Source organism: Roseicella sp. DB1501 (assembly GCF_013112485.1).
Lineage (GTDB): Bacteria > Pseudomonadota > Alphaproteobacteria > Acetobacterales > Acetobacteraceae > Paracraurococcus.
Window position 1 is genome coordinate 39,668 of the sequence record NZ_JABFHG010000013.1, and the last position, 18,920, is coordinate 58,587.

At 72.7% G+C, this 18,920-nt stretch carries 14 protein-coding genes and 1 pseudogene; 4 read left to right on the forward strand and 11 right to left on the reverse strand.

The genetic code is table 11. The annotated features are described in order from the left end of the window. Window position 1: 1 nt before the first annotated feature. Window positions 2-1,171, reverse strand: a complete 1,170-nt coding sequence (locus tag HJG45_RS22105) for an acyl-CoA dehydrogenase family protein (RefSeq protein WP_171615148.1) — start codon at window positions 1,169-1,171, stop codon at window positions 2-4. Window positions 1,172-1,449: 278 nt separating this feature from the next. Here HJG45_RS22105 and HJG45_RS22110 point away from each other — a divergent pair, with 278 nt between their 5' ends. Continuing rightward, window positions 1,450-2,400, forward strand: a complete 951-nt coding sequence (locus HJG45_RS22110; protein WP_171615150.1) for a LysR family transcriptional regulator — start codon at window positions 1,450-1,452, stop codon at window positions 2,398-2,400. Between the two features lie 9 nt (window positions 2,401-2,409). Here the strand turns inward: HJG45_RS22110 and HJG45_RS22115 are convergent, their stop codons facing one another. Together HJG45_RS22115 and HJG45_RS22120 are read right to left on the reverse strand one after the other, a co-directional pair. Next, window positions 2,410-4,092: a thiamine pyrophosphate-binding protein gene (locus HJG45_RS22115; RefSeq protein ID WP_171615152.1), complete on the reverse strand. Its 1,683-nt coding sequence runs from the start codon at window positions 4,090-4,092 to the stop codon at window positions 2,410-2,412. Between the two features lie 250 nt (window positions 4,093-4,342). Further along, window positions 4,343-5,803, reverse strand: coding sequence for an amidohydrolase family protein (locus HJG45_RS22120; RefSeq protein WP_171615154.1), 1,461 nt, complete (start codon window positions 5,801-5,803; stop codon window positions 4,343-4,345). A gap of 165 nt (window positions 5,804-5,968) precedes the next feature. Between HJG45_RS22120 and HJG45_RS22125 the strand changes: the two genes are divergently transcribed. Further along, complete coding sequence (locus HJG45_RS22125) at window positions 5,969-7,201, forward strand: ABC transporter substrate-binding protein (RefSeq protein ID WP_171615156.1); 1,233 nt, start codon at window positions 5,969-5,971, stop codon at window positions 7,199-7,201. A 250-nt stretch (window positions 7,202-7,451) separates the two neighbouring features. Here the strand turns inward: HJG45_RS22125 and HJG45_RS22130 are convergent, their stop codons facing one another. From HJG45_RS22130 to HJG45_RS22145, 4 genes are all read right to left on the reverse strand, one after another. Further along, window positions 7,452-9,116, reverse strand: coding sequence for a hydantoinase B/oxoprolinase family protein (locus HJG45_RS22130; protein ID WP_171615158.1), 1,665 nt, complete (start codon window positions 9,114-9,116; stop codon window positions 7,452-7,454). A 49-nt stretch (window positions 9,117-9,165) separates the two neighbouring features. After that, window positions 9,166-11,274 carry a hydantoinase/oxoprolinase family protein gene (locus HJG45_RS22135; protein ID WP_368040654.1) on the reverse strand — a complete coding sequence of 703 codons (2,109 nt, stop codon included), beginning with the start codon at window positions 11,272-11,274 and terminating at the stop codon, window positions 9,166-9,168. Continuing rightward, window positions 11,271-12,536, reverse strand: coding sequence for a Zn-dependent hydrolase (locus HJG45_RS22140; RefSeq protein ID WP_171615159.1), 1,266 nt, complete (start codon window positions 12,534-12,536; stop codon window positions 11,271-11,273). Before HJG45_RS22140 ends, HJG45_RS22135 begins: the two co-directional genes overlap by 4 nt. 159 nt (window positions 12,537-12,695) lie before the next feature. Further along, window positions 12,696-13,487: an SDR family oxidoreductase gene (locus tag HJG45_RS22145; protein WP_171615161.1), complete on the reverse strand. Its 792-nt coding sequence runs from the start codon at window positions 13,485-13,487 to the stop codon at window positions 12,696-12,698. Between the two features lie 130 nt (window positions 13,488-13,617). Between HJG45_RS22145 and HJG45_RS22150 the strand changes: the two genes are divergently transcribed. Then, entirely contained in the window at window positions 13,618-14,595 is a 978-nt protein-coding gene (locus tag HJG45_RS22150) for a D-glycerate dehydrogenase (RefSeq protein WP_171615163.1), read from the forward strand. A 50-nt stretch (window positions 14,596-14,645) separates the two neighbouring features. Beyond that, window positions 14,646-15,608, forward strand: a complete 963-nt coding sequence (locus HJG45_RS22155) for an MBL fold metallo-hydrolase (RefSeq protein ID WP_171615165.1) — start codon at window positions 14,646-14,648, stop codon at window positions 15,606-15,608. Window positions 15,609-15,621: 13 nt separating this feature from the next. Here HJG45_RS22155 and HJG45_RS28970 read toward each other — a convergent pair whose 3' ends face one another. The 4 genes and pseudogenes from HJG45_RS28970 to HJG45_RS22170 all read right to left on the reverse strand — a co-directional run bounded on the left by HJG45_RS28970 (window position 15,622) and on the right by HJG45_RS22170 (window position 18,795). Then, the gene (locus HJG45_RS28970) at window positions 15,622-16,023 is read right to left on the reverse strand and encodes an amidohydrolase (RefSeq protein WP_254452710.1); all 402 of its coding nucleotides are present in this window, start codon (window positions 16,021-16,023) and stop codon (window positions 15,622-15,624) included. A gap of 40 nt (window positions 16,024-16,063) precedes the next feature. Then, window positions 16,064-16,489 (reverse strand): annotated as a pseudogene (locus tag HJG45_RS28975) (amidohydrolase family protein); the annotation flags it as partial. Window positions 16,490-16,572: 83 nt separating this feature from the next. Next, the gene (locus HJG45_RS22165; RefSeq protein ID WP_171615167.1) at window positions 16,573-18,177 is read right to left on the reverse strand and encodes an EAL domain-containing protein; all 1,605 of its coding nucleotides are present in this window, start codon (window positions 18,175-18,177) and stop codon (window positions 16,573-16,575) included. A gap of 87 nt (window positions 18,178-18,264) precedes the next feature. Beyond that, a complete protein-coding gene (locus tag HJG45_RS22170) occupies window positions 18,265-18,795 on the reverse strand; it encodes a carboxymuconolactone decarboxylase family protein (protein ID WP_171615169.1) in 531 nt (176 codons plus the stop codon). Window positions 18,796-18,920: the final 125 nt, after the last annotated feature.

The window sequence follows — 18,920 nt, forward strand, 5'->3', positions numbered from 1 at the left end:
CTCAGTAGCTCCGCGGCATGCCGAGGACGTGCTCGCCGACATAGCTCAGCACCAGGTTGGTGCTGATCGGCGCCACCTGGTAGAGCCGCGCCTCGCGGTACTTGCGCTCGACATCGTATTCCTCGGCGAAGCCGAAGCCGCCATGCGTCTGGATGCAGGCCTCGCCCGCCGCCCAGGCGGCCTCGGCGGCGAGCATCTTCGACATGTTCGCCTCCTCGCCGCAGGGCTGCCCGGTCTCGAACTTGGCCAGGCCCTGCCGCAGCAGCGCCTCGGCGGCGCGCATCTGGGCATAGGCGCGCGCGATCGGGAACTGGACGCCCTGGTTCTGGCCGATCGGCCGGCCGAACAGCACCCGCTCCTTGCTGTAGTCCACGGCCTTGCGGATGAACCACTTGGCGTCGCCGATCGATTCCGAGGAGATCAGCAGCCGCTCGGCATTCATGCCGTCGAGGATGTAGCGGAAGCCGCGGCCCTCCTGGCCGACCAGGTTCTCGGCCGGGACCTCCATGTTGTCGAAGAAGACCTCGGTGGTGTTGTGGTTCATCATCGTCCGGATGGGACGGATGGTGAGCCCGTGGCCGAGCGCCGCCTTCATGTCCACGATGAAGGTCGAGAGCCCCTCGGTCTTCTTCGCCACCTCGCTGCGCGGCGTGGTGCGGGCGAGCAGCAGCATCAGGTCGGAATGCTCCGCCCGGCTGGTCCAGATCTTCTGGCCGTTGACGATGTACCTGTCGCCCTCGCGCTTCGCCACGGTGCGCAGCGCGGTGGTGTCGGTGCCGCTGGTCGGCTCGGTCACGCCGAAGGCCTGCAGCCGCAGCTCGCCGGAGGCGATCTTCGGCAGGTAGCGCTTCTTCTGATCCGGGCTGCCGTGCTTCAGGATCGTGCCCATGATGTACATCTGGGCGTGGCAGGCGCCGGCATTGCCGCCGGAGCGGTGGATCTCCTCGAGGATCGCCGCCGCCGCCGAGAGCGGCAGGCCGGCGCCGCCATATTCCTCGGGGATCAGCGCGCCGAGATAGCCGGCCTCGGTCAGCGCCTGGACGAACTCGGTCGGGTAGGCGCGCTCGCGGTCCACATTGCGCCAGTACTCGCCGGGGAAGCGGGCGCAGAGCTTCGCCACCTCCTCCCGGATCTCGGCATGCGGGTCGGCGGCGAGAATGGGCTGGTCCATGGCGCTACTCCTCCGGAGGACGGGATTAGGACGCGCCGGAACCGGCTGGCAAGGCAGCCGGCCGCCTGGACGTCCATCGCTCGGCCGCAGCATCGCGGCTGCCGGGCCTTCAGGGAATTCGAAAGCGGCGATAGAAGCCATCGAATTTGGTTAATGCTGGCGGATCGGTCCCCTGACCGGTCCGAGACCCCGAACGGGGCCCGCTGCAGTTGCGGCGACGCTAAGCAAACCAGAGGTTTGCGCCCGGCGCCTGAGGGGCGGTGGTATAAGACTCTCCCATGGACCTCCGGCAGCTCCGCACCTTCCGCGAGGTGGCCGAGGCCGGCTCGCTCAGCCGCGCCGCCGATCGCCTGCGCCTCGCCCAGCCCGCCCTGTCGCGGCAGATCCGGATGCTGGAGGAGGAGATCGGCACCCCGCTCTTCGCCCGCCACGGCCGCGGCATGCAGCTCACCGAGGCGGGGCAAGCCTTCCTCGACCGCATCCTCGGCCCGGTCCGGCAGCTCGAGCGCGCCGGGGAGGAGGTGCGGGCGCTCGGCAGCGCGGTGAGCGGCCAGGTGGCGCTCGGCATGATGCCGACGCTGGCCTGCGTCCTTGCCGGGCCGCTGGCGCGCCGCGTCGCGGCCGAGCATCCTGGCCTCTCGCTCCGCATCGTGGAGGGCTATACCGGCCATCTCGTCGAATGGGTGCAACGCGGGGTGACCGATGCGACCCTGCTCTACGGCCCGGCCCAGGCGCTGCATCTCCGCGTCTCCGAGCTGCTGCTTGAGGAGATGGTGCTGGTCGGCGATGCCGGCAGCGGGATCGGCCCGGCGCCGGTGCCCTTCGCCACCCTTGCCGGCCGCCGGCTGGTGCTGCCGAGCCGGGCGCATGGCTTGCGGCGCATCGTCGAGACGGCGGCCGGCCGCGCCCGTATCACGCTCGAGGTGGGGTTCGAGGCGGACAGCTTCGGCGTGCTGAAGGATCTGGTGGAGGCGGGGCTCGGCCAGGCGGTGCTGCCGCGCTCGGCGATCCGGGCGGAGGAGGCGGCGGGGCGGCTGCGCAGCGCGCCGTTGGTGCGGCCGGTGCCGCGGCGGCAGGTGGTTCTCGCCCTGCCGCCGGACCGGCCGGCCTCGCGTGCCACCGCGACGGTGCTCGGCCTGCTGCGGCGGGAGGTGGCGGCGCGGGCCGCGGCGGGCGACTGGCGTTCGCTGGAGCCAGGCGGCGTAGTGCGGCGGCGCGCCGTGCCCTGAGGCGCCGGCCTATTCCGCCGCCAGCGGGCGTGGCAGCACCGCGGCGAGGGAGGTGCGCACCAGGATCGCCGCCGCGCCCGGAGCCCGCAGCGCCGCCTCCATCGCCGGGAAATCCGCCTCGCTCTCCACCACCGTCACCGGCACCCGGAAGGCGGCGCACCATTGCGCGAAATCCGGGTTCACCAGCGTGGTGCCGGAGACCCGGCCGGGATGCACCCGCTCCTGGTGGATGCGAATGCTGGCATAGGTGCCGTTGTCCGAGAGGACGAGCTTGAGCGGCGCGCCGCGCGCGACCGCCACGGCATATTCGCCGCCGGTCATCAGCGCCCCGCCATCGCCGACCAGGGCGATGACGCACCGCTCCGGGCAGCGCAGCGCCGCGGCGACGCCGGCCGGCACGCCGAAGCCCATGGCGCCCGAGATCGGCGCCAGCAGGCGCTGCGGCGGCACCCAGGCGGTCTTGCGGTAGAAGGGCGCGCCGAAGGTGCCGGCATCGAGCGTCACGATGGCATCCGGCGGCGCCACCTGCTCGATCAGCCTGGCGACGGTGGCGAAGGCGACGCCATCCGGCCAGCGGCCCGTGGCGACCTGCATGTCAGCCACCTGCAGCGCCCGCAGCCGCGCATTCCAGGCGGCGCGGCCGGGCGGCGCGCCCGGCGCCTCGGCGGCCAGCGCGGCGATCGTGGCGCCGGCATCGGCGGCCAGCGCCAGCTCGGCCGGGAAGAGCCAGCCGAGGAAGCGCGGATCGGCGCAGACATGCACCAGGCGCTGGCCCTTCTCGCCATTCCGGGGCGCCGGCCAGCTCCAGCCCTGGGTGGTGATGTCGGTCAGCCGCGTGCCGAGGGCGAGGACGAGATCCGCCTCGGCGAAGGCGGCGCGCTGCGCGTCGGGGTTCCGCAGGCCGAGATCGCCGGCATAGAGCGGATGGTCGTTGGGGAAGAGGTCCTGGCGGCGGAAGGAGACGGCGACCGGCAGCGACCAGGCCTCGGCGAAGGCGCGCAGTGCGGCGCGATGGCCCTGGCCCCCGCCCTGGCCTTCGGCCCCGTCCGGATGGCCCGGCGTGTCGAGCCCGTGACCGGCGAGCAGGATCGGCCGCTCCGCCGCCCGCAGCAGCGCGGCGAGGCGCGCGGCATCGGCCGGCGAGGGCGGCAGCGGGGAGGGCAGGGTCGCCGGCGGCACCGGGGCGGCGCAGGCCATGGCCAGCACATCCTCGGGCAGGGAGAGCACCACCGGCCCCGGCACGCCGCCCATGGCCATGGCGTGGGCGCGGGTGATCATCTCCGGCACCTGGTCGGGCTCCGTCGCCTCGCCGATCCATTTGGCGACGCCGCGGAACATGCTGGCGTAGTCGATCTCCTGGAAGGCGTTGCGCCGGAGGTCGCGCTTCTCCACCTGGCCGATCAGCAGGATCAGCGGCACCGCATCCTGCTCGGCGGTGTGGACGGCGATGCTGGCATTGCACGCGCCCGGGCCGCGCGAGACCAGCACGATGCCGGGCCGGCCGGTGAGCTTGCCATCGGCGACCGCCATGAAGCCGGCCCCGCCCTCCGAGCGGCAGGTGACGAGATCGATCCGGTCATGCGCATGCAGCGCATCGAGGAGCGCGATGTAGCTCTCGCCCGGCACGCAGAAGGCGCGGTCGATGCCCTGCCGGGCGAGGAATTCCACGAGGCGTTCGGCGGCGGTCGGCATGCGGCGTTCCGGTCGTTTCCCTGGGACTGACGGCCTCGCCCGCGGGGGGGCGGCGCCGGCCTGTCCTTCGATGCCCCGGACTACCGCGCCGCCGCCACCTTGCCTACCCGCGCCACGCCATCTCGGGACGCGCCTCGCCGCCCGCGCCGCCCGTTGCCCTGCCGCGGCTTCGCCGTGGCAGGCTGTGACGCACCAAGGATCAGGTGCGCAAACGGGGCCCCCGCGGCGGCGCGAAGCGACGTCGTGGGGATTAGTGGTCCCGGTTGCGCCGGATGAGCCGGCCCGGCGCCTCGCCGGTCAGGCCCTGCCCGGCGCGGAAGACCGGCACGCCATTGGTCCAGACCTCCTCGATGCCGTCGCTCTCCTGCTTCGGATCCTCGAAGGTGGCGCGGTCGAGCACCTTGTGCGGGTCGAACAGCACCAGATCGGCATAGGCGCCAGGGCGCAGCACGCCGCGATCCACCATGCCGAAGAGCTGCGCCGTGCGGCCGGTCATCTTGTGCACCGCCTCCTCCAGGCTCAGCAGGCCGAGCTGGCGCGAATAGAGGCCGAGGACGCGCGGGAAGGTGCCCCAGAGCCGGGGATGCGGATGCGCGTCGTGCGGGATGCCGTCCGAGCCGATGACCGAGAGCGGATGCCGCATGATCCGCCGCACATCCTCCTCGTCCATCTGGAAGGTGATGGCGCCGGCCGGCAGCAGCCGCTCGGCGGCGCTGCGGAGATCGGTGTTCCAGCCGCGCGCCACCTCGGCCAGGTCCTTGCCCGCCATCTCCGGGAAGGGCACCGACCAGGTGACGATGACCCGCACATCCTCGCGCAGACGGTCCGGCATCAGCACGGTGGAGCCGGCCGGGTAGGGGTACATGTCGTAGGCCACCTCCTGCATCGAGGCGGCGGCCTCGATCAGGGCGAGGGTCTGCACGCTGCGGCCGTAATTCTCCGGCATCGAGCATTTGTGGTGGCTGATCCAGACCGGCACGCCGACCCGCTTGCCGATCTTCAGCGTCTCCTCGATCGAGGCGCAGACGCGGTCCGCCTCGTCCCGCATATGGGTGAAGTACATGCCGCCCGCGGCGCGCAGCGGCTCGGCGACCGCGATCACCTCCTCGGTCGGCGCATGCATGTTCGGCTTGTACCAGAGCCCGGTCGAGAAGCCCGAGGCGCCCTCGGCCAGCGCCTCGGCGACGAGGCGGCGCATCTCGGCGATCTCGCGGTCCGTCGCCGGGCGGTAGAGGTCGTCGCCCATGACGCGGTAGCGCAGCGTCTGGTGGCCGATGATGGCATAGGTGTTCACCGCCGCCGGCGTCCTGCGCACCGCCTCGGCATAGTCGCCGAAGCTGGCGAAGGAGAAGCCGCTGTCGCCGACGAGGTCCAGCGGCGGCGGCGGCCGCTTGCCCCGGCCGCCCTCCAGCGGCGCCAGGCTGACGCCGCAATTGCCGACCACCACCGTGGTCACGCCCTGCGAGGATTTGCAGCGCAGGCACTCGCAGCCGGAGAGCACGGCGCGGTCGTCATGGGTATGCGCGTCGATGAAGCCGGGGGCGAGCGCCTTGCCGGTGGCGATCACCTCGCGGTCGGCGCTGGCGCCGCCGAGATCGCCGACGCCCACGATGCGGTCGCCGCTGACGCCGAGATCGCCGACCCGGCGCGGGCTTCCGGTGCCGTCGAGGAGGGTGGCGTCGCGGATGATGAGGTCGCAGCGCAGGGCCATGGGCGCGGGCACTCCCGGTACGGAGAAGGCGGTCGCCAAGCGATACCCGCCCCGCGCCCGGCGGGGAAGCGCGGCCGCGCGGGCCGAGGCTTGCCAGGCGCGGGCTGCCGGACCATGCATGGCCCACCGTCGGATCAGACGGATTTCCGGGAGAGACGATCCACCATGCCCCCTATCGGACGCCGGCCCCTGCTTGCCGGCCTCGCCGCGGCGCCCGCCGCCGGGCGCGCCTGGGCCCAGCCGCGTGAGGCCACGATCCGCATCGCGGTGCTGGCGGACTTCTCCGGCCCCTATCGCGATACCTCGGGGCCGACCTCCGTCGTCTGCGCCCGGCAGGCGGTCGAGGATTCCGGCGTCGCCGCGCGCGGGCTGAAGGTCGAGGTGATCCAGGGCGACCATCAGAACAAGCCCGACATCGCCCTCTCTCTGGCCCGCCGCTGGTTCGACCAGGACGGCGTGGACATGATCTGCGAGTCGAACAACTCTGCCGTCGCCCTGGCGGTCGGCACCCTGGCGCGGGAGAAGGACAAGGTCCAGCTCGCCTCCGGCGCCGCCAGCTCAGCGCTGACCGGGGAGCAGTGCAGCAGCAACACCATCCAGTGGACCTACGACACCTGGATGTTCGCAAAGACCGTGGGCAGCGCCACCGTCCGCGCCGGCGGCGACAGCTGGTACTTCATCACCGCCGATTACGGCTTCGGCCATCAGCTGGAGCGTGACACCAGCCGCGCGGTGCAGGCGGCGGGCGGCAAGGTGCTCGGCGCGGCGCGCTTTCCCTTCCCCGGCACGACGGATTTCTCCGCCTTCCTGCTGCAGGCGCAGGCGAGCCGCGCCAAGGTGGTCGGCCTGGCGACCGCGGCCGCGGATACGGTGAACTGCATCAAGCAGGCGCGGGAATTCGGCTTGGCGAAGCGTGGCCAGAAGCTGGCCGGGCTGGTGATGTTCACCACCGACATCCACGCCATCGGGCTGGAGGCGGCGCAGGGGTTGTTCCTGTCCGAGGTCTTCTACTGGGACCTGAACGACCGCACGCGCGCCTTCCTTGATCGCGTGAAGGCGAAGACGCCGCAGAACTGGCCGAACCAGGAGCATGCCGGCACCTACTCCGCCTGCCTGCACTACCTGAAGGCGGTGGCCGATCTCGGCGCGGCGCGGGCCAAGGCCAGCGGCCTCGAGGTGGTGCAGCGCATGAAGGCGATGCCGACCGATGACGACTGCTTCGGCCCCGGCCGCATCCGCGAGGACGGGCGCAAGATCCACCCCGCCTATCTCTTCGAGGTGAAGGCGCCGGCGGAGAGCCGCGGGCCGTGGGACTACTACAAGCCGGTTGGCAGCGTGCCGGCGGAGGAGGCCTTTCGGCCGCTCAGCGAGGGCGGCTGCCCGCTCGTCCGCGGCTGACATCGCCCCTGGCGCCGGTCGCGGGCGGGGCGAAGCGGCCCCCATGCGCCTGGGCGTGCGGCTTGCTGCCGGCTTCACCATCGACCGGGCGGAGGAGCTGGTCGCCATCCTGATGGCCCAGGGGCGGGGCAACCGGGTCCGTACCCGGATGCTGTTCAAGGACCTGGTCCATGGCGCCATGGTCGAGAGCCGGCGGGCCTGGTGTCGGAGGGAGGGGGCGCCCGCCCGGCGCGGCGCCCCCTTCACGCCCTCAATCCTCCACCCCGTAGAGCTCCCTCGCCGCCCGCTGCGAGACCAGCCCATCCGCCACGTCGCGCCGCACCAGCGCCGGGTCGCGCGACCTCGGGTCGCCCATGCCGCCGCCGCCCGGCAGCTTCAGCAGCAGCCGCCGCCCCTTCGGGATCACCTGGAAGCCCTTGGTGCGCAGCGGCGTGCCGTTGTCGTCGTTCAGCCCGACCCAGCCCGCGGCACCCTCGCCACCACCCTCGCGGCCCTTCGGCGGGTTGGCGACGCGGTCGAAGATGGCGTTCACGGCGAACTCGGCATCGCCCTTGGCGCCGATCTCCATCACCTGCCCGAAGCCGCCGCGGGTGCGGCCGGCGCCGGCGGAATCCGGCCGCAGCTCCTTCCGCCAGAAGATCACCGGCGCGACATTCTCCGTCGCCTCCACCGGCATGGTGCGCACGCCGGAGGGGAAGGCGATGCCGTCCAGCCCGTCCTTGCCCGGGCGGGCGCCGGTGCCGCCGGAGTTGAAGGTGATGATCTCGAAATCCTCGACCTCCGCCGCCTGGCCGGAGACCTGCGCGCCGCCGCGCAGCGGCGGGTTCCACAGCGCCGAGGAGCCCTCGGCATTCACCCGGTCCGGCACCGCCTGGTGCAGGCAGCCCATCATCAGGTCGGGCAGGAGCTGGCCGACCACATGCCGCACGGAGACCGGATAGGGCCGCGGCGCGTTCAGGATGCAGCCCTCCGGGATCTGCATCTGGAAGGGGCTGAGGCTCGCCCAGTTGTTCGGGATCTCGGGCGCCACGACGCATTTGATCCCGAAGCAGGCATAGGCGCGGCAATAGGCGGGCGGGACGTTGATGCCGCGGGTCGAGAGGCCGGAGGTGCCGGCATAGTCGACCACGATCCGCTCCTCCTCGACCGTCATCGCCGCCTGCAGCGTCACCGGCGCCTCATAGCCGTCGGAGCGGATCTCGGCGCGGTAGGTGCCCTGCGGCAGCTTGCGGATCTCCTCGAGCGTCGCGGCCAGCGAGCTGTCGAAGATGAACTCGGCCAGCGGGTCGAGGCTGTCCATGTCGAATTCGTCGAGCATCTCGACCAGCCGCCGCGCCCCGGCATCGTTGCAGGCGCAGAGGCTGTAGACATCGCCCTCCAGCTCGACCGGGGTGCGGCTGCCGGCGCGGAGGAAGTCGAAGAAGGTCTCGTTCGGCGCGCCGCGGTCGAAGCACTTGACGATCGGGATGTAGAGGCCCTCCTCGAAGACGCTCCGCCCCTCCGGCCCCATGCCGAGGCCGCCGATATCGATGATATGCGCGGTGTTGGCGAAGAGGCCGACGATCCTCCCCTTGCGGAAGGCAGGCGTGACGACGGTGAGGTCGTGCAGGTGCCCGGTGCCGAGCCAGGGATCGTTGGTGATGTAGTGGTCGCCCGGCCGCATCGTCTCCGCCGGGAATTTCGCCAGGAAATGCCCGACGCTCTCCATCATGGAGTTGACATGGCCCGGCGTGCCGGTGACGGCCTGGGCCAGCATCCGGCCCTGGAGGTCGAAGATGCCGGCCGAGAGGTCGCCCGCCTCGCGCACCGTGGTGCTGAAGGCGGTGCGGATCATGGTCTGCGCCTGTTCCTCGACCACCGCGATCAGGCGGTTCCACTGGATCTGGCGCTGGATCTTGGCGAGTGCCTCGCTCATGCGATGCCTCCTGTGGTCGCGGGGCCGCGGCGGCGCGGCAGGGGGCAGGTCATGCCGCCCTCCCGCGCCGGTCCTCGAGGTCGAGATAGAACAGGCTGTCCATGCGGCAGACCCAGCCCGGCCCGACCAGCGTGCTGGTCTCCGCCTCGGCGACGATGCAGGGGCCCGCCACGAGGCAGCCCGGCGCCATGGCGGCGCGATCATAGACCGGCCAGTCCGCCACCTCGCCGCTCACCGTGTCGCGCACCGCCTGATGGCGGATCGGCGCCGGGGCAGGGGCCTCGGCCGCCGGCGCCGCCGGCTCGACCGGCGCCACCCGGGTTGCGACCGTCACCGCGAAGCTCAGGATCTCGACATCGCTGCCGGGCACCGGCCGGTCGTAGAAGCGGGCATATTCCGTGTCGTAGAGAGCCCGGACGGCCTCGACATCCGCCGCCTCCAGGTCGCGCGCGGGCAACGGCACGGCGATCTCGTGCCCCTGGCCGACATAGCGCATATAGGCGATGCGGCTCTCGACCGTCGGGGCCCCGAAGGCGCCGCGCGCCACCACCGAAGCGGCCTCCGCCGCCATGTCGGCGAGCAGCGCGTTCACCGCCGCCGCATCGAAGGTGGCGAAGCGCTGATACAGGCTGCGCACCACCTCATAGGCGACCGGGGCGCGGAGGAAGCCGATGGCCGAGCCGACGCCGGCGCCGCTCGGCACCAGCAGCCGCCTCACGCCGATCTTCTCCGCGACGCGATAGCCATGCACCGGCCCGCCGCCGCCGAAGGCGATGATGGCGCGGCCCTCGAAGCCCTTGCCGCTCTCGATGGCATGGACGCGGGCGGCATTCGCCATGTTCTCGTCCACCATCTCCACGACGCCGAGCGCCGCCATCTCCGGCGACAGCCCCAGCCGCCCGCCCACCTCGGCGGCCAGCGCGTCGAGCGCCGGCCCGGGATGCAGGCGCAGCGCGCCGCCGGCGAAGGCCACCGGGTCGTAGCGGCCGAGCGCCAGGTTGGCATCCGTCACGGCCGGCCTGGCGCCGCCGCGGCCGTAGCAGGCCGGGCCGGGATCGGCGCCGGCGCTCTCCGGCCCGACGGTGATCCGCCCCATGCTGTCGACCGCGGCGAGGGAGCCGCCGCCGGCGCCGATCTCCACCATCTCGATCACCGGGATGCGCAGCGGCAGGCCGGAGCCCTTCTTGAAGCGGCCGACCCGCGCCACTTCGAAGGTCCGGCTGGCCTGCGGCTGGAAGCCGTCGATCAGGCAGACCTTCGCCGTGGTGCCGCCCATGTCGAAGGAGAGCACGCGGTCGAGCCCGCGCTCGCGCGCCACATGCGCCGAGAAGATGGCGCCGCCCGCCGGCCCGCTCTCGACCAGGCGGATCGGGAAGTGCGCCGCGGTGTCGAGGGTGGTGAGGCCGCCGCCCGAGAGCATCATGAAGATCGGGCAGGCGAGGCCCGCCTCCCGCAGCCCCACCTCCAGCCGCTGCAGGTAGCGGGCCATCCGCGGTTGCACATAGGCATTGGCGACGGTGGTGGAGAAGCGCTCCCATTCCCGCATCTCCGGCGAGACCTCGGAGGAGAGGGAGAGCGGCGCCTCGGGCCAGAGCCGGCGGATGATCCCGGCCGCCTGCTGCTCATGCGCCGGATTGACGAAGGCGTGCAGGAAGCCGATGGCGACCGCCTCGATCCCCTCGTCCCGCATGAAGGCGACCTGTCGCGCCACCGCCGCCTCGTCGAGCGGCAGCAGCACGCGGCCGGCATTGTCGAGCCGCTCCGGCACCGGCAGGCGCCAGCGCCGCGGCACCAGCGGCTGCGGCAGCTCGATGTTCAGGTCGTACTGGTCATAGCGGCTCTCATTGCCGAGGGCGAGGACGTCGCGGAAGCCCTCGGTCGTCAGCAGCGCCGTGCGCGCGCCCTTGCGCTCGATGACGGCATTGGTGGCGAGCGTTGTGCCATGGATGACGAGGGCGATGTCGGCGGGCGCCAGCCCGGCCCGCTCCAGCACCACCCGCACGCCCTCCAGCACCCCCTGCTCGGGCGCGGCGGGCGTGGTCAGCACCTTGGCGGTCCAGCGCCCGGCGCCGCATTCCACGGCGAGATCGGTGAAGGTGCCGCCGATATCGACGGCGAGACGCGCGCCCGTATCCGGCTCGGCCAGGCTCTCCGTCACGCCGCATGCTCCGCGGCGAAACGCTGCGCGACGGCGCAGGCCTGCGCGAAATCCTCCATCCGCATCCCTTCCTTCGGATTGTGGCTGCCATTCTGGTTGCGCACGAAGAGCATCCCGGTCGGGATGCCCGCCTGGGCGAAGGCCGCGGCGTCGTGCCCGCCGCCCGAGGCCATGACGTGGTAGGGAATGCCGAGCGCCTCGGCCGCCTGCCGCAGCCCGGCCTGCACGCCCGCATCCATCGGGCTGGCGCGGCTGCCCGTCTCCGCGCCGAGCTCGAAGCGCACGCCGCGCCGTGCCTCGATCTCGGCGACCTTCTCGTGCAGCACCTCGAACATCGCGTCGCAGACATGCAGGTTGACGCTGCGGATATCGAGCTGGAACACGGCCTCGCCGGGGATCTTGGTGAAGCCCGCCTCGGGCGTCGTCGCCAGCACGCAGAAGGTGCAGACCATCGCCTGGCCGAGCGCGTCCTGCCGGCACCAGGCCTCGTCCAGCGCGACGGCGAGGTCGGCCAGCGCGATGGCGGCGTCCTTGCGGTATTTCCGCGGCGTGGCGCCGGAGTGGTTCCACTCGCCGATCACCCGCGCCGCGCGCAGGCGGCGGCTGCCGGGGATGCCGGTGACGATGCCGACCGGGATGCCCTCGGCCTCCAGCACCGGCCCCTGCTCGATATGCACTTCGAGGAAGGCGGCGACGCCCTCGGGCGCGATCGCCCGCTCGCCGCGGGCGACGAAATCCGGGTCGAACCCCTCCTCGCGCATGTGCTCGGCCAGCGTCCGGCCGCTGTCGAGCCGGCGCACCTCCAGCTCCTCCGGCCGCATGGCGCCGAGGGCGCCGCGGCTGCCGGGATAGGAGGTGGGGAACCAGGCGCCCGCCTCCTCGGCGCGAATCGCCATCACGGTGATGTCGCGCGCCGGGGCGTAGCCGGCGCGGCGCATGCCGGCGAGGGCCGCGATGCCGGCGAGCACCCCGGCCGCGCCGTCGAAATTGCCGCCCGAGCGCACGCTGTCCAAATGGCTGCCGAGCAGCACCCGCTTCGCCGCGCGGTCGATGCCGGGCAGGGTCAGGTAGAGGTTGCCGACCGGATCGACCCGCTGCTCGAGGCCGAGCGCCGCGCCGGTCTCGGCCATCAGCGCATGCGCCATGCGCTCGCCCGGCCCGAAGGCCTCGCGGGTGATGCCGGTGCCGTCGAAGCTCCGCTCGCGCAGGGTGGCGAAGAGCCGTTCGGCGAGCGCGACATCGGGGGTAAGGTTGGGCAGCATCCAGAACTCCTTGCGGGGACGCATCGCGCCCCCGTCGGCTGCCGGAGTAGCACATACCATGCCGCTCCGCCGGCCTGGCCCTGGCCGCGGCCCGGCTGCCGCGGCCTGTCCGGCTCCGCGGCACCCGCCGGGCCTGCCGCGGCTTCGCGGAGGGGTGTTCTACACCATGCCGCGGACGCGGCCGCCATCGACGCGGATCATGCTGCCGGTGACGTAGGCGCCCTTCTCGCTGGCGAGGAAGGCGCCCATCGGCCCGTAATCCGCCGGGGTGCCGAGCCGCCCGGCCGGGATCTCGGCCGCCGCCTCGGCCAGCGCGTCCTCGAAGGAGACGCCCTTCTGCTTGGCGCGCACGGTCGTGGTCTGGGTCACCCGGTCCGTCTGGATGGTGCCGGGGGCGAGGATGTTCATCGTCACCCCGTCCTTCGCCACCTCGCCCGAGAGGGTCTTCAGCCAGCCCCAGATCGAGGCGCGCAGCGTGTTCGACAGCGCCAGCGTCGGGATCGGATGCTGCATGCCGGTGCTGCCGACCACGATCACCCGGCCCCAGCCGCGCTCGCGCATCGCCGGAATGAGGCGGTTGGCGATGCGGATCGGCGAGACGACGATGTGCTGGAACCACTCCAGCAGCGCCTCCTCGGTGATCTGCGAGGCGGTGCAGGGCGGCGGCCCGCCATGGTTCAGCACCAGGATGTCGACCCCGCCCATGGCGGCGAGCGCCGCCTCGGCCAGCCGGTCCATGTCGGCGCTGCGCGCCACGTCGGCGATGACGCCGGCGGCGGAGGCGGCGCCCGCGGCCTTCAGCTCGCCCGCCGCCTGGTCCAGCCGCCCCTGGTCGCGGCCGCTGATGACCAGCGCCGCGCCCTCGCCGGCCAGCGCATCGGCGATCGACCGACCAAGGCCCTTGGTGCCGCCCATGACCAGGGCGCGGCGGCCCTTCAACCCGAGATCCATCTGCCTGGCCTCCCTTCAATCCGGCCGGGACGGTGCCCGCCGGCCCGGCCCCTGGCAAGCCGGGGCGCGCCTTCCGGGATGGCAAGAGACGCGCCCGCTGGTAAACCGCGAGGCCAGAGGAGATGCCCGCATGCCCAAGCCGATCCTGCTCGTCACCCGCAAGCTGCCGGAGGCCATCGAGGCGCGCGCGTCGCGCGACTACGACGCCCGCCTCAACCCGCAGGACGAGCCCTGGTCCACCGACGGCGCCGAGATCGCCCGGCGCGCGACCGCGGCGAAGGCCGACGGCATCCTCGGCGCCGCCGGCGACCAGTTCAACGCCGCCTGCATCAAGGCGCTGCCGGACAGCGTGAAGGTCATCGCCACCTTCAGCGTCGGCTTCGACCACATCGATGTCGAGGCGGCGAAGGCGCGCGGCATCGTCGTGGTGAACACGCCCGAGGTGCTCTCCTTCGCCACCGCCGAATGCGCCTTCACCCTGCTGCTGATGGCGGCCCGCCGCGCGGTGGAGGGCGAGGCGCTGGTGCGCAGCGGCCAATGGAAGGGCTGGGCGCCGACGCAGCTCATGGGCGTGACGCTCGAGCACAAGAAGCTCGGCATCCTCGGCTTCGGCCGGATCGGGCGGGAGCTCGCCAACATGGCGCGCGGCTTCCGCATGGAGATCCACTACCGCGACATGCAGCGCCTGCCGCCGGATCTCGAGCAGGGCGCCATCTATCATGACAACGAGGACAGCTTCCTCTCGACCATCGACATGATCTCGATGCATGTCCCGGGCGGCGCGGGCACGCGGCATTGGCTGAATGCCGAGCGGCTGGCGAAGATGAAGAAGGGGGCGATCGTCATCAACACCGGCCGCGGCCCCTCGGTGGATGACGCGGCGCTGATCGCCGCCTTGAAATCCGGCCATATCCGTGCCGCCGGCCTCGATGTCTACGACGGCGAGCCGAAGGTCGATCCGGGCTATCTGCCGTTGCGGAACGTGGCGCTGCTGCCGCATCTCGGCAGCGCGACGATCGAGACGCGCGATGCGATGGGCAACCGCGCCCTGGAGAATCTCGATGCCGTATTGCTGAAGGGCAGTGCCCCCCCGCACCGGGTGGCGTAACCCGCGGCTGCGGCGCATCTTGTGCGCCGCATCGAACCCGGGAGGTCCTCTTGCCGACCAGACGCCGTGCCCTGTCCTTCGTGCCGCTGGCGGCTCCCGGCCTCGCCCTGCCGCCACTGGCGCGGCGGGCGGGTGCGGCGGCGCCCGCGCCGCTGGCGCAGGCGCCGGGCTGGTACCGCTTCCGGCTCGGCGGCTTCACCGTCACCACCGTCTCCGACGGCTTCGCGCGCCGCGGCACCGAGGGGCTGGTGCGCAACGCCCCGCTGCCCGAGGTGCAGGCAGTGCTGGCCGAGAGTTTCCTGCCGACCGCCACCTATGACGGCCCCTACACCGTCACCTTCGTCGAGACCGGCCGGATGCTGGTCGCCTTCGATGCCGGCACCGGCGGCCAGATGGCGCCGACCGCCGGGCTGCTGGCGCGGAACATGGCGGCGGCGGGGCTGGAGCCGGAGAAGGTCGGGCTCGTCGTCGTCACCCACTGCCACCAGGACCACATCCACGGCCTGACCGCGCGCGACGGCACCGCCACCTTCCCCAATGCCGAGGTGGCGGTCGCCGAGCCGGAATGGGCCTGGTGGAGCGACCCGGCGAATGAGAGCCGCAGCCCGGAAGGGCAGCGGGTGAACTTCGCCAATGTCGCCCGCCGCTTCGCGCCCTATCAGGCGCGGCTGCGACAATTCGTCCCCGGCGCGGCGGTGGCGCCCGGGATCGACTCCATCGCCGCCTTCGGTCACACGCCCGGCCACTGCATCTTCCGCATCGCCGATGACGGCGAGCAGGTGCTGCTGCTGGCCGATACCAGCCACCGGCCGGAGCTGTTCCTGCGCCGCCCCGGCCTGCATTCGCTGTTCGAATTCGATGCCGAGGCGGCGGAGGCGACGCGCCGTCGGGTGCTCGACATGGCGGCGACCGACCGCATCCGGGTCATCGGCTACCATTTCCCCTTTCCGGCAACCGGCCATGTCGCGCGGGAGGGCGAGGGTTATCGCTTCCTGCGAACCGAGTGGAGCTGAGGCGCCTAACTTTTTATCGCCAGTAGAGGCGGTCTGGATTCTCCACCAGCACCTGCTGCCGCAGCCCGGCATCCGCGGTGAATTGCGCGAAGAGGTCGACGAGATCGCCATCGTTCGGCATGTCGCCGACGATGTTCGGATGCGGCCAGTCGGTGCCCCAGAGCACCCGGTCGGGCGCCGCCTCGATCAGCGCCGCGGCGAAGGGCACGGCATCCGCGAAGGGGCGGCCGGCGGAGGAGACGCGCTCGGCGCCGCAGACCTTCACCCAGGCGAGCGGGTTGCGCAGCAGCTCGAGCAAGGCCCGGAAGGGCGCCTGCCCCAGCCCGCCACGCGCCTGCACCCGGCCCATATGGTCGATGACGAAGGGCACGCGCAGCCGGGCGATGCGCGGCGTGCTCCAGGATGTCCTCGGCATCGAGATGCAGCACCACATGCCAGCCGAGCCGCTCGATGCGGCCGAGCACCGCATCGAACACCGCGAGGTCCGGGGCGCCGCCGAGATGCCAGACGAAATTGAAACGCACGCCTCGCACGCCGCCGGCCTGCAACCGGTCGAGCTCGGCATCGGTCACGCCGGCATCGAGGATGGCGACGCCGCGCCAGGCGCCGCCGGATCCGGCGATCGCGTCCAGCATCGCCGTGTTGTCGGTGCCGTGGCAGCTCGCCTGCACGATCACCGCGCGCTCGATGCCGAGGAGGGCGTGCAGCCGGCGCAGCGCCTCGGCCGGCGCATAGGGCGGGGTATAGGCGCGGCCCGCCGCATAGGGGTAGCGGTCGGCCGGGCCGAAGACGTGGCAATGCGCGTCGCAGGCGCCGGGCGGCGGCTGGAAGCGCGGTCGGCGCGGCGCGGGGTCCGGGGGCTGGCAACTCCGCTCGCGCATGCCCGGTCCCTCCCCGCGGCGGCCTTCGCCGACCCCTGCCAGGCCATGATCGGCGCCGCGGCGCGGAGCGTCAAATGCCGGCGCTACGGCACCGGGACGCTCGGCTCGAGGGGCGAGGCGGCCTGGCCGCGGCCGGGCAGGGCGCCGGGCCGCCCGAACAGCCAGCCCTGGCCATAGTCGACGCCGAGCGAGCGCATGAGCCCGGCCTCCTCCTCGGTCTCGATCCGCTCCGCCACCACCCGCGCCCCGAGCGACCGGGCCAGTTCCACCATGCCGGCGATGACGTTGCGGTCCTGCTCGCTATGCGTGGCGGCGGTCACGTAGAGCCCGTCGATCTTCACGTAATCGACCCGGAAGGCGCGCAGGTAGCGGAAGGCGGCGGCGCCGGCGCCGAGGTCGTCGATGCAGAGCAGCAGGCCGCGCTGCCGCAGCGCCTCGACCGTGCGCACCGCCTCGGCCTCGTTCTCGATCTCGGCGGTCTCGGTGATCTCGATGAGCAGACGATGCGACAGCAGCGGCTCGGCATCGAGCAGGGTCAGCAGCCGGTCGCGGAAGCCCGGGCTCTGGAGGGTCAGGCCGGAGAGGTTGGCGGCGATGCGGGCGCCGCGGACGCGGCGGGCGGCGGCGCAGACCGCGGCGAGCACGGCCCAGTCCAGCTCCTCCGACAGGCCGGCCGTCTCGGCGAAGGTGACGAAGTCCTGCACCCCGCCGATGGCGGCGCGGGTCTCCGGGTCCGGCCGCAGCAGCGCCTCCCAGTGATGCGGCTGGCGGTCGGCCAGGGCGACGATCGGCTGGAAGGCGAGCTGGAAGCGGCGATCGGCGATGGCCTGGCGCAGCCTGGCCGCCCGCGCATAGACCTGCGCCACGCAGCCGGAGAGCCCCTCTGCGAAGCCCTCCCCGTCCAGCCGCTCCGGCCCCTCGCGGGAGAAGCAGGCGAGGGCGTGGCGGAGGGCGCGGGAGCGCTGCAGCGGCGTCAGTCCCTCCGCCTCCAGCGCCAGGCCACGGGTGGCGACGCTGGCGCCGTTGCCGGCGGCGGCGGCGATGGCCTCGCCGAGCGCCCCGATATCCGAGCCGCCCCGGGCGATCAGGCCGTAGCGCCCGGGCGTGAGCTCGCTCGCCAGGTCTTCGGAGCCGAGCGTCCCGGCGATGGTCTCGCGGATGCGGGCGGCGGCGTCGGGCGAGGGGATCAGCGGCCGGTCGGCCTCGCGCAGCTCGATCAGGCCGAGCATGCGGCCGTCGCCGCCCTCCCGCGCGGTCTGCTCGGCGGCCTGCCAGAGGCCGGCGGGGCCCGAGGGGGCGGGGAGGCCGGCGGGCCGCTCGGCCGGCAGGGCGCCGAGAGTGAGGCAGAGCCGGCCGGCATCCCGGCCGAGCAGCCGCAACCCGGCGCAGGAGACCGGCGTACCCGCGCCATTGGCGAGGCGGAAGCGGGTGGGGGGCAGGCGGTCGCGGGAGAGGAGGCGGGCGAAGGCGAGGTCGAAACCCTGCCGGTCCGGCAGGGCGAGCAGGTCCCGGGCCTGACGGCCCAGCCACTCCTCGGCCGGCCGGCCAAGGCGGCTGTTGAGGGCGCCGGCCGCGAAGAGGATGCGGCCCTCCGGCGTCGTCTCCACCAGGATCTCGGCCGCGGCCAGGGCGAAGGTCAGGAAGCGGTCGCGATCCGTCACCTGCCGCGATTTCGATTGCTGATCCATTCGCCCATTGCCCGACCGATCCGTCTGGCGGGAATCATGCCGGCGCCGGGTGAAGAAGCGATGAAGACAGGCCGGCGGGCGCCGCGCTCAGGCGGCGAGCGCCGCCTCGCCGTCGAGCGTCGCGGCCGTCGCATGCACCACCGAGGCGATGCGCACCGCGGCCTGCACCTGCTCCTTGCTCAGCCCGTGCTGCAGCACGACCTTCTCGTGGCTCTCCATGCACATGCCGCAGCCGTTGATGGCCGAGACGGCGAGCGACCAGAGCTCGAAGTCGATCTTGTCGACGCCCGGGCGCGCCATGACGTTCATGCGCAGCTTCGCCGGCATCTGGGCGTAGTCGCCCTGCACCAGATGGGTGAAGCGGTAATAGACGTTGTTCATGCCCATGATGCTGGCCGCGGCCTTGGCGGCGGTCAGCGCCTCTGGGCTCAGCTTCGGGCCGAACTCGTCCACGATCTCCCTGATCACGGTCGGGTTGCGGGAGGCGAGGGCGGAGGCGACGAAGGTGCCGGCGCGCTGCTGCTCGGTCAGCACCGGCTCGGTGGCCAGGCTGCCGAGGTTGAGCTTCTGGTCCTTCGCATAGTCGGGCAGAGCGTTGCGCAGGGCTTCCAGCGACATGGCGGGCTCCTCGAAGGGGCTGGTCGTTGCGGTGGGCCGAGCGGACGCGGCGGGGCCGCCCGTCCGCTCGGCCCACCCGCCCGCCCGGTCCAGGTGAGCGGGGCCGGGTGGGCGGGGGAGGGAGA

What these genes read in the sequence shown, in the direction of transcription:
- HJG45_RS22115 (WP_171615152.1), bottom strand. Translation starts at nt 4,092, where the DNA reads ATGCCGACCGCCGCCGAACGCCTCGTGGAATTCCTCGCCCGGCAGGGC.
- HJG45_RS22170 (WP_171615169.1), bottom strand. Translation starts at nt 18,795, where the DNA reads ATGTCGCTGGAAGCCCTGCGCAACGCTCTGCCCGACTATGCGAAGGAC.
- HJG45_RS22120 (WP_171615154.1), bottom strand. Translation starts at nt 5,803, where the DNA reads ATGGCCCTGCGCTGCGACCTCATCATCCGCGACGCCACCCTCCTCGAC.
- HJG45_RS22145 (WP_171615161.1), bottom strand. Translation starts at nt 13,487, where the DNA reads ATGGATCTCGGGTTGAAGGGCCGCCGCGCCCTGGTCATGGGCGGCACC.
- HJG45_RS22140 (WP_171615159.1), bottom strand. Translation starts at nt 12,536, where the DNA reads ATGCTGCCCAACCTTACCCCCGATGTCGCGCTCGCCGAACGGCTCTTC.
- HJG45_RS22165 (WP_171615167.1), bottom strand. Translation starts at nt 18,177, where the DNA reads ATGGATCAGCAATCGAAATCGCGGCAGGTGACGGATCGCGACCGCTTC.
- HJG45_RS22125 (WP_171615156.1), top strand. Translation starts at nt 5,969, where the DNA reads ATGCCCCCTATCGGACGCCGGCCCCTGCTTGCCGGCCTCGCCGCGGCG.
- HJG45_RS22110 (WP_171615150.1), top strand. Translation starts at nt 1,450, where the DNA reads ATGGACCTCCGGCAGCTCCGCACCTTCCGCGAGGTGGCCGAGGCCGGC.
- HJG45_RS22130 (WP_171615158.1), bottom strand. Translation starts at nt 9,116, where the DNA reads ATGAGCGAGGCACTCGCCAAGATCCAGCGCCAGATCCAGTGGAACCGC.
- HJG45_RS22105 (WP_171615148.1), bottom strand. Translation starts at nt 1,171, where the DNA reads ATGGACCAGCCCATTCTCGCCGCCGACCCGCATGCCGAGATCCGGGAG.
- HJG45_RS28970 (WP_254452710.1), bottom strand. Translation starts at nt 16,023, where the DNA reads ATGCCGAGGACATCCTGGAGCACGCCGCGCATCGCCCGGCTGCGCGTG.
- HJG45_RS22150 (WP_171615163.1), top strand. Translation starts at nt 13,618, where the DNA reads ATGCCCAAGCCGATCCTGCTCGTCACCCGCAAGCTGCCGGAGGCCATC.